The organism is Brevibacillus formosus (assembly GCF_003013405.1).
Lineage (GTDB): Bacteria > Bacillota > Bacilli > Brevibacillales > Brevibacillaceae > Brevibacillus > Brevibacillus formosus.
The window spans coordinates 75,033-89,399 of record NZ_PXZL01000023.1 but is presented as its reverse complement, the minus strand read 5'-3'; the positions used below and the strand labels follow the sequence as shown (position 1 = coordinate 89,399).

Sequence of the window (14,367 nt, the reverse complement as noted above, 5' to 3'; positions counted from 1 at the left end):
CCGTATGAACTTATGCCCAAAACCGCACTGTACCGCCATTTGTTATGTTAAAATCGGCTCGAACAAAGATGTGCAAAACGTATGTAGGAGGACACCCACATGCAAAATCGTCAAAACGAAATTATTATTCCTGAAAACCCTGTTTCACACTTCCTGTTCACCAGTACGAAATCCGCTGCGATCTGGTTGATTATCAGACTGTATGTCGGCTATGCATGGATTACTGCGGGATGGAAAAAAGTCCAGTCCGATAGCTGGACCGGAGATGCGGCTGGCGGGGCGATTCAAGGGTTCGTAAAAGGCTCCTTGGCAAAAGCAGCCGAAGGAAAGGACGTAACCGGGTGGTACGCCTGGTTCCTGGAAAACGTCGTATTGCCAAATGCTAAGGTATTCGGCTTCTTCGTCGCTTATGGTGAGGTACTCGTCGGACTCGGCTTGATCCTCGGCTGCCTGACAGGGATCGCAGCGTTTTTCGGCGGCTTGATGAACGTCAGCTTTCTGTTCGCAGGAACGGTCAGCACCAATCCACTCCTTTTTGTTTTTGCCACTTGGCTCGTTCTGGCTTGGAAGGTTGCGGGCTGGTATGGTCTTGATCGTTGGGCGCTTTCTTATCTCGGAACACCTTGGACGAGGAAATCGCGCGATGGTGTTTTGCCGATAAACAAGTAAATCCTTTCTTTCCTCTCGAATGACAAAGCCACCTTTTTGCGGGTGGCTTTTGTTGTTCCTTCAGCTCAATCGTTACTGATGAAACGGACAAATTGTATGAATTTATTCCAACATGTACCCGTGATTTTCGATGAACATTTATACATTATGTTGAATGACTGTCTGATTGCTGTGCATTATTCTTTTGAGGAACTATAATTTTCTTACTTTTCAAATAATTTAACAGGAGGACAGTATGAACAAGTGGCTACTAGGCATTTCTACTGCTGTTTTGTTTTTTAGTCTCTCAGTCGGCTGTAGCTCGAAGCCCGCCGACAATCTCCAATCCCCCCCAGCGGAAACGACAGCAAAGCCTACTACCTCAGAGCCAATGGTCTTGCAATGGAGCATCACCGGGGAGCCGTCTACGATGGATGCCGGCATTGCAACAGATTCGACCTCAATGGACATGATCAATCTCACCTTCGAAGGACTGACCAGCGTCGACCGTCAAGGCCAGATGATCAACGCCATCGCGGAGAGCTATACGCATACTCCTGACTTCACTCATTTTACTTTTACCATTCGAAAGGACGCCAAATGGAGCAATGGCGATCCTGTTACCGCCCACGATTTTGAGTACGCCATCAAGCGCAATCTCGACCCCAAAACTGCTTCCGGCTATGCGTATCAGCTCTTCTATATCAAAGGGGGCGAGGACTTTTACTCCGGAAAAGGCAAGCAAGAAGACGTCGGGGTAAAGGCAAAGGACGACTACACACTCGATTTCACCTTGCGCTCACCAACACCATTCTTCCGCGAATTAACCTCTTTCACTACCTACTATCCTCTTCATAAAAAGACCATCGAGAGCAACCCTCAGTGGGCAGCAGAAGCGAAAACGATTGTCGGCAATGGCCCGTTTGTGATGGATACGTGGGAGCACAAATCCAAGCTTACCTTCAGTAAAAGCCCTACTTATTGGGACACCGCCAACGTCAAGCTAGACCAGATCCATATTGTCATCATCGAGGATAACAACACCGCCCTGTCCATGTTTGAAAATGGCGACCTGGATTGGGGAGGCTACCCTTCCTTTGGCTTGTCGCCAGATGCAGTCGGTCAGATCAAGGAAGAGGGCAAGCTGCTTGTCGCGGATAACCCCGGGACCAAAGCCGTCATCTTCAATACAGAGAAGCCCCCTTTTACGAACAAAAAAATTCGTCAGGCGTTTTCGTATTCAATCAACCGACAGCAATTGGTAGATAACATCCTACAGACTGGTGTTCCTCCTGCTTATGGCTGGGTTCCCGTTTCCATGGGATTGAATCCGGACGGTTACTTTAAAGAGGATGTGGCGAAGGCGAAGCAGCTTTTGGCAGAAGGCATGAAAGAGCTCGGACTGACTCAATTCCCCAAGGTCACGTACTACTACGACACCGGAGAAACGGACAAGAAGCTGGCTCAAGCACTCCAGGGCGAGTGGAAGAAAACATTGGGAGTCGACATTGACATCCGCACCGCGGAATGGAAGGTGTTCAACGAGGATGTCCAAAATGGCAAGTACGACTTCGGTATCTGGCTATGGGGAGCGGATTTCAACGATCCGATCAATTTCCTTGAAATGTACAAGGACTTGGGTGGCAACAACGTCGTTCGCTTCGACAACAAGGAGTATCGTGATCTGCTGAATAAGAGCTACTATGAGACCGACGAGCAAAAGCGCAAGCAGCTGATGTTTGACGCCGAAAAAATTCTTATGGAAGAAATGCCGCTGGCACCGCTGCACTTCCGTGGCAATGCTTATGTGAAAAACGACAAGGTGAAGGACTTTGTGATCTTCCCTCTCGGCGGTTCCTACTTTAAATACGCGTATATTGAAAAATAACAGAGCGCGGGCATCCTCTCTATGCGAAACAGATAGAGAGAGATGCCCGCGCTTCCATCATAAATACCGAGCAATTATCCGAACTAATTTTACAGGGAACTCATGTAAATTGGTAATATCCAAAAACCTTTCATTCCCATAGATTTCACTTATCACATCCTTGTCTTGACCGATTGCGGCTGCAAGAAAGGTAACTCCTTTTCGCTCATATTCCTGGATGGTCTGTTTCATATCTGTAACAGCGTAGCTTCCGGTATAGTCATCCATTGCTTTCGGTTGTCCGTCACTTATGCTAATCAACAGTCTTGTCTTTTGGGGGGAAGCGGCTAACCGTTCCGCCATTATTCTAAGAGCCATGCCATCGCGATTATTGCTTCTGGCATGAATCCTCATTAATCTGAAGCGATCATTGACATCCGCTTTATCAAAGTCGGCATAGGCTAAGATCGACATTTGCTCCAATCTGGAAACATCCGCCGTATCGCCGTAGATCAAAATGGGGATATGACAAAGCTGACAATATTCATATACCGCGATTACTGCTCGTTTTGCTGCTTCTAATCTACCGTAAGCCGACATCGATGCAGATTCATCAACCCTAAGACCAACCACAAGAGAAGGGGATTCAGTTGGAGGACGTTTCTTGGCAAAATACTTGTAATCCCTGTAAGCAACGCTGTCTGCTTGAAATTTGCTGCCATAGTAACGATTCCTCGCAAAGTCGGAAGATACATCATGTTCCAGATAGGGAAGTGTCTTTCTCGCAATCTCCTGCACGATCGGCATGAGTCCCTGACAAAAACGAACATATTCCTGTTGGTTTTCCTCATCGTAGTCTGGACGGTGAACAATGAGCTTTACTTTTTTATGAATCGAATCGGAAATGACCTCTCTTGCATCTCGATTCAGCTTTTTACGGAAATCTCGTTCCTTTTGTTTCGCTTCCTCTGACATGGATTCAGGATTTGCCTGATGATATTTGGGAGTACCATCTTCCCCCAAACCTGAGCGTTCCATATGGATAGAATCATCTGAGACACGGGAAGAGCTGCTATCGGCAGATTTTTTCAATGCGATTCCTTTTTCCTCTCGATGATTGTCTTTGCCAAAATCAGTGTCGTCTATATCTCCCCATGTCCTGATCTCTACGGCGTCGTCAGATTTTCGTTTTTTTTTAGTTCAATCTCGGCTTCTTCCAAGCTAGCAAACAAACCATGATTTTTCAGTGCTTCTTCCAGAAGCTTTATTTCTTCCGAATCGGTTGTGATCTTGTAGATGACCTTATGATAAAGGGATTCTTTTGCGGAGGCTCCTCCGGCAATCGCATCCGCCCAGTAGAAAAAAGAACGCATTCCAGCCACGCCCTTGATCGCATTGGCCCGCGCTGTTCTGTCTAAAACCATAATCATGTCCGCTAAAATACCCAACATCTTTCCATCTTGAAAACCGGTTTTGGCCATTACACGTTCGATCATGATTTCTTTGGTCGGCAGGTCCATCTTTTCCGTATGCTGAACCCTGTCGCGCAGCGCTTCGTTTAACGGTCTGGTTCCCGCATAACTGCGGTTTGTTGTAATAACTGCGATGAAGTCTGGGTGCCTGCGTATGATCTCTGTGGGAAGATTGATGCTCCCATCCAGCTCCAAGGCAGAGTTTAATGCCAGTAACACCGCAGCATCACGAATCACGTTTGGCTCTTGGATTTCCAGAAGATATCCCTTTTGATAGGCTCTGACGATTTCGGAAGGGTAAAATCGGTACTCAATCGCTTCGCCATCGGTGTTTTCCGCTGCACGCTTCAGTAATTGCTTCATCTTTAAGGCAGCCTGTTCCTGTGAAATCCCCAGTGCATCCAATAAAATTTCGGATATGCTTTGAAACCCATCGCTTTCATATAATGCTTTCCATACCGTTTGCTCGGCAGGATCCATTTTCTCTAGACGTTCAGATGAAATGACCGGCAAAATAGCGCCAATAATATCCGATTTATCCATATCAGCAAAACAAGTCACTTTCGTATACGGCAGTCCGAAATTAGCCGATAATGCCTTGGCTAGTTGTGTTTTCCCGGAACCAGCGTCACCCTCTAACAATATATTGGCGATTTTCATTTCCCCGCGATTCCAGTTGCGTTTGATTTCATTACTAATGCGCCGTTCTTCTTCACTGACCTGATGAGTGGTAGGCTTTTTCCAAATAAGCTTTTTTTCTGCATCCGTCAGCTGTCTTTCGGGTGACAAATGATATTTTTCATTTTCAGCCATCACATTTCTCCTCCACTCATAGTGCTGGATTCTTCACATCTTTGCTCTTTTTCGCAACAAGAAGAGGCAGCAGCAAAGCCGCACCAATCATAATCAAAACCCCGCTCACCACATATACCGCAACCAGCGAGAACGTCTCCTTTAAATAGCCGGACAGAAACATGCCAATCACCATCATCCCCATAAAAACAGGCGTGATCGTACCAGACACCCGGCCAATAAACGCCCCTTCTGTGTTCCGCACAAGTAGCGTCTGGATTCCGCTTTGAATACAAGGGAAAAAGAAACCGCTGATTACTAATAGAACAATCATCAACCAAATCGTTGTGGTAGCCCCTACTACCATCGTACAAGCAGCAGAGACAAGCAAGCCTACCATGAGCAACATCTGTGGCCTCGCCTTTTTGGCTATCCCGATGATGACTGCTCCTCCTGCCAACATGGCTAACCCGTTGGCCATAACCAACCACTGCAAAAATTGTTTGTCCTGTCCCAAATTCTCGATGACAAGAAAGATCTGAAGCGGCTGTGTCAGACCTGACGCCAATCCGACAGCGCAGAAAGTCAGACAGAGAGTTCGTAAGGATTGATTGGACCCGATATAGCGCAGTCCTGCCTTCAATTCCTTGATGAAGCCGCCAGCATCGTCAGACTTCGGTTCCTCCGCGTCACGGGGAAGCGTCGCTAAGATAAGGGAAGACCCCAGGAACAGAACGGCTGTCAAAATCAGAGAAACTGTAATTCCAAACTGGATGAAAATAAACGTGCCGATGACCGGACCTAAAACCGTAAAGACAGCGACAAGCGTTTGGGACATAGCCATCGCGCCCTGCAGTTGTTCAGCTGGAACATGACGCTTGTACAGTTTCATGGCTGATGGTTGAGAAAACTGAGACAAGCTGGCGGAAATAAATGTTCCGATGAGAAGTGCCATCCATCCCCCATTCATGAGTGCAAGAAGCACAGCCCCGACAGACACGGCAGACAGTAGATCACTCCAAACCATTGTCCGCTTCGGTCGCCAGCGGTCAGCAAAGGTTCCGCCAATTAGGCCGAACAGAAAAATGGGTGCGAATTCCGCAACCGAAATCAGTGATACATAAACCGGATTATTATTCGTCAACTCGCTCACGAAAAGAAGGACGGCATAATTCCGGATCCAAATCCCCAAATGCAGCAGCACACGGGAGAGGACAATCGTTCGAACATAAACATTGGAAAACATTTCAATACCCCATATCCTTTAATAGTTTTGATAATGTGCGCAGACGCTCGCTGATCATCTCATCGTCATTGCTCAGCGCTTGGCTGAACAGCTTAATGTCTTCATGAAGACTCTCATTGTCCGTGCATATCGCCACGTTCATTGCATCCCCTTGCAGGGCAACCCGGTCGATGACGGGCTCTTGCGGGTCATAATAATGCTCATATCTGTATGCGTCGCGAAAATGGGCCAAAGACCGACAAATCAATATGGACATATCAAGCACACGATGGAGAGGCAGTTCCTCCGATTGTTTTGACCATTCTTCTCCCGCGTTTCTCCATACCTTGGCCGATAGATCGACCTTTCTTCTGGAGTTGCCCTCTACCACTCCCAGAGAAAGTGCTTTCGCATCTGTGTTCCTGGCGAATCGGCCATCAACACGCTCATAGTTATCCGACACGACAACAGGCTTATGGTTCAAGTTCGTAGGTATTTTCATTTTCATTCCCTCTTTTCGTTTGATTATTGTTCTTTCTTTTTTTCCTGATGGTATCCGCGCTCTCCGTAAGGCTGGAGCCGGTCGAGCCATTTTTGTTCCAGTTTCTTCAGAGCATCCTTTTCATCAAAGAATCCGTCTTCCTTCTTTTTCAAAACCTCCAACACTTCAAAGACGAATGCCCCTTCTCCGTACTCATTCCATTCCTGTTGAAGCTGCTTGTTTATATGCGAACCCATTTTGAGAGTGAACAGCTTTCCATTCATCGTCTTGAGGTTGCGGGTGGCGCTGATCCAGACTTTTTGGTTTTGGGTGTTTTTGATCTGATACACCCCTGCCTGCGTTTCCGATTCTTTATACAGTTGTTTCAGTTCTTCTCGATCCATCGTTTCTCCCTCACTTTTAAAGATTGATTTAGTAAACGAAAAGTCATTTTGTTTGTTATTTAATAAACATAATGATCCATCGTCCTTTAATTGTCAAGCAAACAAAAAAACACCGGAACATGTCCGGTGCCTAATTTGGTCGGGTTACAACGAGTACAGGGCCAATGAATCTCCAACAAACAATAGAGTGAAATGTCTACGCTTATGTTTGTAGCGACTCCCCTTCTATAGTGTTTTCACCATATAATAGCGATCATTTCCACTACCATATTCCGCTATCCGTGTCTCGATAACCGCAAAGCCTGCTTTTTGATAGAGTCCGACTGCTCCAGTATTATCAGGGCTTACGGTTAAACAAATCTGACGGAATCCATCCTCACGCAGCTGCTCCAGCAATCGGTTCAAGAAAGAGAACCCATACCCCATCCCTTTCCGATCTGCCCGGATGTAATACCCATACATGTAGCACTTGTCCGGCTGACGAAAATCCCTCAAGAGCTGGCATACCCCGACAGGATACGCCTCCTCTGCTTCCATGAAAAGTGCGACACAGCCATGTCTCGCGAGTGGTACGAGCACCCATTCATCAATTGCTCCATGTGGGCCAAAGGCCTCCTGCTCCATTTCTTTGATCATCTGAAGCTGGCTCTCTGTCAATGCCTCGACAATTTCTATGCGCGTATTTTGCATTCAGTCCTCTCCCTATACGGGTTGCCGCTTCGCTCCGATGACCTGCTCTGACTGAACCGTTATGTCGGCAAGCACCGCTTCGTCTAGCTCTACACCTAAGCCTGGCTGATCTGACACGACAATCTGACTACCGTGAATCGCAAGCTGAGCCACATCCCGCGAAATGATTGCAGGTCCTGCCAGCTCGTTGGAAATGATGTTTTTTTTCGCCAGTGACAAATGTGCACCAGCTGCACTGCCAATCGAGGACTCCAGCATCGAACCGATCTGACACTCCATCCCGGCCATTTCCGCCTGATTCACCAATTTGAGAGCAGGATATATCCCTCCACTTTTCATCAGTTTGATGTTTACTTTATCTGCAGCTTTCTTCGCGATGACTTCTCGCATTTCCTTCGTCCCGTGCAGTCCCTCGTCTACCATAATTGGAATCGTTGTATGCCTGCGAATATCTGCCAGAGCATCAAGATCATCAGCTAAGACAGGCTGTTCCATCCAATCAATGTGACAATCCTCGATCTGTTGCAAAACAAGCAAGGAGTTCGCACGGTTCTCCCAACCTTGGTTGGCGTCCACCCGCAGCCCTACGTCAGGGCCAACTGCCTGCCGAACAGCCCGGATTCGCTGGATATCTGTCCGAAGATCAGCTCCCACCTTTATTTTGATCGAGTCATACCCGGCTGCCACTGCTTGCCTGGCTTCAGCTGCCATGACCTCTGGCTCTAAAATGCTTAACACATACGGGAAGGAAAGAGTCGTGTGATATTTGCCGCCCAAGAAATGATAAACAGGTTGACAAGCCGCCTTGCCCATCAAATCATAGCAAGCGATATCGATGGCGGCTTTTGCTGCAGGGGCTCCCCAAACAGCCTGGTTCATCTTCTCGTGAATTCTCTCGATATCAAACGGATTCTCACCGATCACAACAGGCGCCAGGTTTTGAACGAGCATCGTATAAGTAGACTCCCACGTCTCTCCGGTGACATTTTGATCCGGTACCGCTTCTCCTAGTCCGACCAAGCCATTGTCTGTCTCCACTTTTACAATAATGGACGGCATATCCGCATAAGAGGCGTACGCGATAATAAATGGGCGTTTTAGCGGCAACCTTATGGCATGAACCCATACAGACTTTATTTTCATACTCGACTACCCTCCGCAGCTGCTACTCGTGGTATGATTCGATAAAAAAGGGACATGGCTGTTACAGAGCCGTCTTCGTCTTTCACAAACCTAACTGTAAACTCGCTCCCCTCTCTATCGATGAGAAATTGATGCTCTCCAATGGATCGCAATAGATAGTTCAGTTGTTTTCCACCAAACGCATTCGACGTCTTATCTATCATCATCAGGACATCCTCTACCACATATACGATGAAATCCATTCCTTCCCCACTCACGTATCGACCGACATACTCTCCTAATTGGGCAGTAGGGACGCTGTATGTCTCGAATTGGTACTGCGGCGTATTCAATGGACGACCTTCTATGGCATGGAGTGCTGTCAGTGTGGCTTTTTCGACTGGGCTTCCGATCAAATTGGCTAAAGCCATGGATGTAATGCCCCGCTCCGGAACAATCGCTAAATGGGCGGCGACACCTTTGATCGCTCCACCGTGCTTGATCAAGGTACCCCCATAGTAATCGGGTTGAATGGATAAGCCATACCCGTAATACCTGCGGTAGCTGTTCTCGACATGCGGATGGATCATTTGTTTGACGCTCTCCTCGGATAAAATCCGTTCCTTGCCCACACATCCGCCCGTACGGAAAATTTCAGCGTAGTTCAACATGTCATGCACTGTTGAATTCAAATGCCCTGATGCCGCTACAAGTAACCCATCCTCCCAATTTGGATCAGGGTAAATCTCAGATACGCCATTGCTCTCTTTTGAATGATAGATGGTCGTTACATCCGGTAGGTGTGGCAGATCGCTCAGAAGAAAGGTGCTGCTCTTCATGTATGCTGGTTCCAAAATATGCTCTTTGACATAAACGTCATACGATTTCCCACTCACTCTGGCTATGACCGCTCCCAGGAGAGAATAACAATCATTCGAATAGCTGAACAATTGTCCTGGAGAGCCCACCAGCTCATATTCCGCCAGGGCAAGGGTTTCCATCAGCTCTTCGAACGTATGGATCGGTTTCTGGTACTCCTTTTTCAAATAACGGTGAAGCGGGTTATCCTCGTCAGCCATGTCTTCGAGCATGGAGTTGCGAATCGCCAGATTATCAATGGGCAGCGGCGGTATACCCGTCGTATGCGTCATAAAATGGTGGATCGTCATCTGCTCCGTTTTTTGACGATCCGGGGTACGGAACTCAGGGAGGTATTTGATCACCGGATCATGAACAGAGAGCTTCTTCGCTTCCTGTAGCTGCATGATCGCCATACATGTAAAGGACTTCGTAACGGAAGCCAATCCCATCACGGTATCAGGAGTGATTTCGAGTTCCTTTTCACGATCCCGGTAGCCAAAGCTTTTGCGAAACAGGCTCTGCCCATTCAGATTCACACCCATGACGAAGCCCGGAACTCTGCCTTCCTTCATTTCTTTTTCAACCAGTTGTTCCCATTCTACTAACCAGCCTTGCTGTCTCATTTTTTCCACCTCTTTCGAATGTTGTCATACCATGCCCTACTCGTTCACCCACATGTCCTGAATAATCAAGGATGCTAATGGATTTGGCTTGACGCCTTGAATCCGGTTACTGACGACCACGAATGTTTTTGCGGAATAGAGCGGAATCCAATAGGCCTGTTCCACGATTCTTTTTTGAATGTCTGCAAAAACCTGCTGTCGCAATACTTGATCTGTTGTCGTTCGTCCTTTATCTAGCAGGCTATCGAGCTGTTGATCACTGAGGCGAAAGAAATTCAAGCCCCCGATCTGACTCGAATGCAGTAACAAGTGCAAAATATCTGGATCGACGCTGCCATGACTCGTTGAGAACAAATCGAACTCGCCCTTCAGTGCCTGTTCAAGAGCTGTCGCTGATTCATACTTTTGGATATGCAATTCGACACCAATCTCTTTAAACATACTTTGCACCAGCTGATGTCCGGGGTTTGTATCTTCGATGAGCATCGTCAGGCTGAGCGTTTTCCCATTCTTTTCCCTTATCCCTTGCGCGTTTGGCTTCCATCCTGCTTCATCCAGCAATTGTCTGGCTTGCTCAGCATCGTACTTGTAGCCATACTGCTCTACTGCCGCATCGTATCCGATCATCGTAGGCGGGATCGGTCCATAGACAGGCACCCCCTCTCCTTGCAAATCCGCTATGATCATTGCGTCTTTGTTGATCGCCAGGTTCAGTGCCTTTCTCACGCGGACATCTTGCAAGATTTCATTTTCCATATTCATCCCAATAAAGTTCTCGGCAGGCTGCATCCCTTCCAACACCGTAAAATCTTTGTGATCCTTGTATTTCTTCGCGTCTTTCGGGGGTACAGTGGCAATATCAATTGCCCCACTGTCGAGAGCAGCCATCATGGTCTGATTGTCTTGAATAAATTTCAGAACGAACTTGTCGGGTCTCACTGGTCCTTGATTTTCAGCAAAAGGAGCTGCCCACTTATACTCGTCGTTTCGTACCAGTGTGATCGATTCGCCTGTTTTCCAGCTTTCGAATTTCCATGGACCTACCCCGACAGGATTGCGTCCCAGCTCATTACCGTATTTGTTCCGTGCCTCTATGGAAATGGGTTGCTGGTAGCCGCCATAAGATAAGTTAGAAAGTAACGAAGCGGAGGGCTCATCCAAATGAAAGATCAATGTGGAATCATCAGGAGCTGAAATGGATTTGATCGAAGATACGTCCGGTCCCGTAACCGGTGAGGCTGTTTTCGGATCGAGTGCACGTTCATAGCTTTGCTTAAAAACTTTCGCGGTGAGCGGTGTTCCATCATGGAACTTCACGCCAGGGCGTATCTTGAACGTCATGGTCTTGCCGTCTTCCGAGATCGTGTACGATTCAGCCAAATGCGGCTTCAACTCAAAAGTAAAAGGATCGAGGATCAGCAAAGCTCCCCCCAACATGCCCCCAACAAAATTTCCCGCTGGCAACGACGTCTTTTGCGGGTCCAGCGTATCTGGCTCCATCTGGTAGCCCATGGTGATCGTCCCTCCCTTTTTGGGCTGGGAGTTTTCTGCTGGTTGACTTGCTTGCTTCTCGTCTGTAGGCGGAGTGGGAGCAGAGCTACAGCCAACGATGGAAAAGACGAGTACACCCATGAGTAAAACGATGCGAATTTGGCTCTTTAACCGTTCTGATAGCATGTCGCGACCTCCATTTTTCGAGTCTTTTCCATTCGAAGCCTACTTGCGTCGGTATATAGTCGCTAATTAGATTGAATTGCTTCTAAGAGGAGGGATGTGGGAGTCCCGGATTTCTTTTGCCAAGGGAAAACCGGGACAGGTTGATGTTACATGAGGAGATTCATGGATGATTAAGGCGATACACAGCCCGTGGGCGTCCTTGCTGATATGGCTGCTCTTCTCCGACGACCTCTACAACCTGATGCTCGATCAGCTTTTTCAAGGTTCTTTCCGAGCTGCGGCGACTGATCTGGAGGTACTCGGCTAAATCGGAAGCGGTGAAGCGGTTATCGCGGCGAAGCTTGACATACTGCATGATTTTCGTGATGGTAGCGACACTTGCGCCAGTCTTTTCCGCGATCTCCAGCACTTCCTTGTTCTCGCTTTTTAAATGGAACGCCTTCGATTCGGTATTCAACGGACCAATCACTTCTTTTTCATCTGTTACTAAGTACGCACTGCTTTCCTTTGTTTTCTGGGCATGATAAATCGCAATGCGTGCGTTGGCTTCGGCCTCTTTCGCGGTTAGGCCAAAACCAAATCCGATGGCAACCCTCACTTTGGCAAGCAGATCGACATTGCCCAATACTTGCATGATCTTCCCGTATTCAATCATTTGCTCGATGCTGCCTCTCGTGCCATAGATGATGAATTGATCCATTCCCAACTTTTGAATGGAAGCGTCCGTCTCTTTGACGAGCTCCAGCAGCTCTTGCAGCAAAATAATCGTCGCATCCTGCCATTGTGTTTCTACTGGCGGACCATCATTTTGCTGGATCGCTGCAATTCCCACCGCAATCTGTGAATTTTGGCTAATTTTCAATTGACCATAAGCAATGGCTTGATTGACGGCATCGCGAATATTTTTATCGGGACTAACCATCGATGCGGAAGGAATGTTCATCTCACGCAATTGACGATATACGTAATCAACGCCAGTCAAAGCAAAATGGCTCTGTTTCTGTTCCCAGCGCTCCTTGTGGAACTGAATAATCTCCTCTACGTCAAATTTCGTCCCGCCTTCTTCAATAATCTCACTGTAGTCTTTTACATACCAAGGCGTAGAAGTTATGCCCAATTCTTCAGCAACCTTCTCAATATACTCCGCTTTTGGCAGATCAATCGAGATACGGTCCAGTCCTCCTGGAACGTTCAGCAAGGTATGAAACAAAGAGAGGGAAATGGTATATTCATCGAGCGGGATATACACCGCAGGCAGCTTCTTTTGCTCTACCTTTTCCTTGGAAAAAAAATAAGGAAGTGGTCCAGCAAAAAGCAGCACGTCGCAGTCATGGATTTGATCAAGCAACGAAGCGCTCTCTTTTGGGTTCTGGTATGTATACGAGGTCAGTTGAATGTAATCAATGGATTGGGTATGCTTCAAGATTCTTGGCAAAAATTCTTCCGAAGAGATTACCGCTATCGTAATGGTCAATGTTCCACTCCCTCATCTCTCTATGATTTCCACACGTCCTTGAACACGCGGATGAAGTTTTTGCCCAAAATAAGCTCAATCGCTTCATCCTTGTACCCTCTTTTGGCAAGGGCACGCACAAGCTCCGGAACCTTGGTATGTCCTTTTACGACATCAAAATCTTTGCGCCCTGCTTGGATAAACACATCGGGAGAATCGTATTTCATAAATGGCTCGATGATGTCCAGACCAAATCCGACGTGCTCAACACCAACCAGCTTCACGATGTGATCGACGTGATTGATCATGTGCTCGATATCAGCCTGGTCGTCTGTGTCCGCTACGAACACATTGACGCCATTGATGCCGATTACGCCGTTGGTGAATGCGATCGCCCTGATTTGCTCATCCGTCAGATTGCGCATGGAGCTCGCTAATGTCCGGCAATTGGAATGAGAAGCGATGATGGGCTTACGCGCTACCTCGATCAGATCCCAGAATCCTTCGTCATTCAGATGGCTGACATCAATGATGATGCCCATTGCTTCTGCCTCTTCGACGACACGGATTCCGAACTCGGTGAGCCCGCCCTTGCGCCCTTCCCGTACCGGACTAAAATAACTGCCATCTCCAACGAAATTCCGCCTGCTCCACACGAGACCCAAGAGGCGTACGCCCAGCTCGTAAAAAACACGGAGCATACTCAGATCATTATATAACGGTTCTGCGCCTTCCAGAGAGAGCACAAAACCAATCTTCCCCAATCGCTTCGCGGTCTCGATGTCGCTCACACTTTTGCAAACCATGATTTTATCAGGTGATTCATCTGCCTCTGCGTGCAACGCGCTGATTTGTTGCAGTGCTTTTCTCAAGCCCATCTCTGGCAGGAATTTGTTGTCGATATAAATCGCTGCGACAACCGTCTGCACCCCGCCTGCCACGAAATCGGGCAAGTAATCCGTTTCAATAACTTTTCGCCTGCCATGCTCCCGTTGAATGGCAACATCCAGCAAAAGGTCAAAATGCGCGTCAATTCCATGTGTCATGCCTCA

At 47.6% G+C, this 14,367-nt stretch carries 13 protein-coding genes; 2 read left to right on the top strand and 11 right to left on the bottom strand.

Annotated elements, in window-relative coordinates:
• The first annotated feature begins 99 nt into the window (after window positions 1-99).
• A complete protein-coding gene (locus C7R91_RS20460) occupies window positions 100-669 on the top strand; it encodes a DoxX family protein (protein ID WP_047069612.1) in 570 nt (189 codons plus the stop codon).
• A 235-nt stretch (window positions 670-904) separates the two neighbouring features.
• Window positions 905-2,536 (top strand): peptide ABC transporter substrate-binding protein, encoded by a 1,632-nt coding sequence (locus C7R91_RS20455; protein ID WP_047069613.1) that lies wholly within the window; start codon window positions 905-907, stop codon window positions 2,534-2,536.
• Between the two features lie 57 nt (window positions 2,537-2,593).
• Here C7R91_RS20455 and C7R91_RS20450 read toward each other — a convergent pair whose 3' ends face one another.
• The 11 genes from C7R91_RS20450 to C7R91_RS20400 all read right to left on the bottom strand — a co-directional run bounded on the left by C7R91_RS20450 (window position 2,594) and on the right by C7R91_RS20400 (window position 14,361).
• Window positions 2,594-3,607 carry a vWA domain-containing protein gene (locus tag C7R91_RS20450; protein WP_047069614.1) on the bottom strand — a complete coding sequence of 338 codons (1,014 nt, stop codon included), beginning with the start codon at window positions 3,605-3,607 and terminating at the stop codon, window positions 2,594-2,596.
• Between the two features lie 74 nt (window positions 3,608-3,681).
• Window positions 3,682-4,800, bottom strand: coding sequence for an AAA family ATPase (locus tag C7R91_RS20445; RefSeq protein ID WP_047069615.1), 1,119 nt, complete (start codon window positions 4,798-4,800; stop codon window positions 3,682-3,684).
• Window positions 4,801-4,816: 16 nt separating this feature from the next.
• A complete protein-coding gene (locus C7R91_RS20440) occupies window positions 4,817-6,025 on the bottom strand; it encodes an MFS transporter (protein ID WP_047069616.1) in 1,209 nt (402 codons plus the stop codon).
• Between the two features lies 1 nt (window position 6,026).
• Window positions 6,027-6,506 carry a DUF6530 family protein gene (locus C7R91_RS20435; RefSeq protein WP_047069617.1) on the bottom strand — a complete coding sequence of 160 codons (480 nt, stop codon included), beginning with the start codon at window positions 6,504-6,506 and terminating at the stop codon, window positions 6,027-6,029.
• Between the two features lie 23 nt (window positions 6,507-6,529).
• Window positions 6,530-6,889: a GIY-YIG nuclease family protein gene (locus tag C7R91_RS20430; RefSeq protein WP_047069618.1), complete on the bottom strand. Its 360-nt coding sequence runs from the start codon at window positions 6,887-6,889 to the stop codon at window positions 6,530-6,532.
• Window positions 6,890-7,114: 225 nt separating this feature from the next.
• Complete coding sequence (locus C7R91_RS20425; RefSeq protein WP_047069619.1) at window positions 7,115-7,579, bottom strand: GNAT family N-acetyltransferase; 465 nt, start codon at window positions 7,577-7,579, stop codon at window positions 7,115-7,117.
• A 12-nt stretch (window positions 7,580-7,591) separates the two neighbouring features.
• The gene (locus C7R91_RS20420) at window positions 7,592-8,722 is read right to left on the bottom strand and encodes a mandelate racemase/muconate lactonizing enzyme family protein (RefSeq protein WP_047069620.1); all 1,131 of its coding nucleotides are present in this window, start codon (window positions 8,720-8,722) and stop codon (window positions 7,592-7,594) included.
• Window positions 8,719-10,185 carry a serine hydrolase domain-containing protein gene (locus C7R91_RS20415; RefSeq protein WP_047069621.1) on the bottom strand — a complete coding sequence of 489 codons (1,467 nt, stop codon included), beginning with the start codon at window positions 10,183-10,185 and terminating at the stop codon, window positions 8,719-8,721. Before C7R91_RS20415 ends, C7R91_RS20420 begins: the two co-directional genes overlap by 4 nt.
• A gap of 36 nt (window positions 10,186-10,221) precedes the next feature.
• Window positions 10,222-11,862, bottom strand: coding sequence for an ABC transporter substrate-binding protein (locus tag C7R91_RS20410; RefSeq protein WP_047069622.1), 1,641 nt, complete (start codon window positions 11,860-11,862; stop codon window positions 10,222-10,224).
• Between the two features lie 160 nt (window positions 11,863-12,022).
• Complete coding sequence (locus C7R91_RS20405) at window positions 12,023-13,336, bottom strand: helix-turn-helix domain-containing protein (protein ID WP_047069623.1); 1,314 nt, start codon at window positions 13,334-13,336, stop codon at window positions 12,023-12,025.
• A gap of 20 nt (window positions 13,337-13,356) precedes the next feature.
• Window positions 13,357-14,361 carry a dipeptidase gene (locus C7R91_RS20400; protein WP_047069624.1) on the bottom strand — a complete coding sequence of 335 codons (1,005 nt, stop codon included), beginning with the start codon at window positions 14,359-14,361 and terminating at the stop codon, window positions 13,357-13,359.
• Window positions 14,362-14,367: the final 6 nt, after the last annotated feature.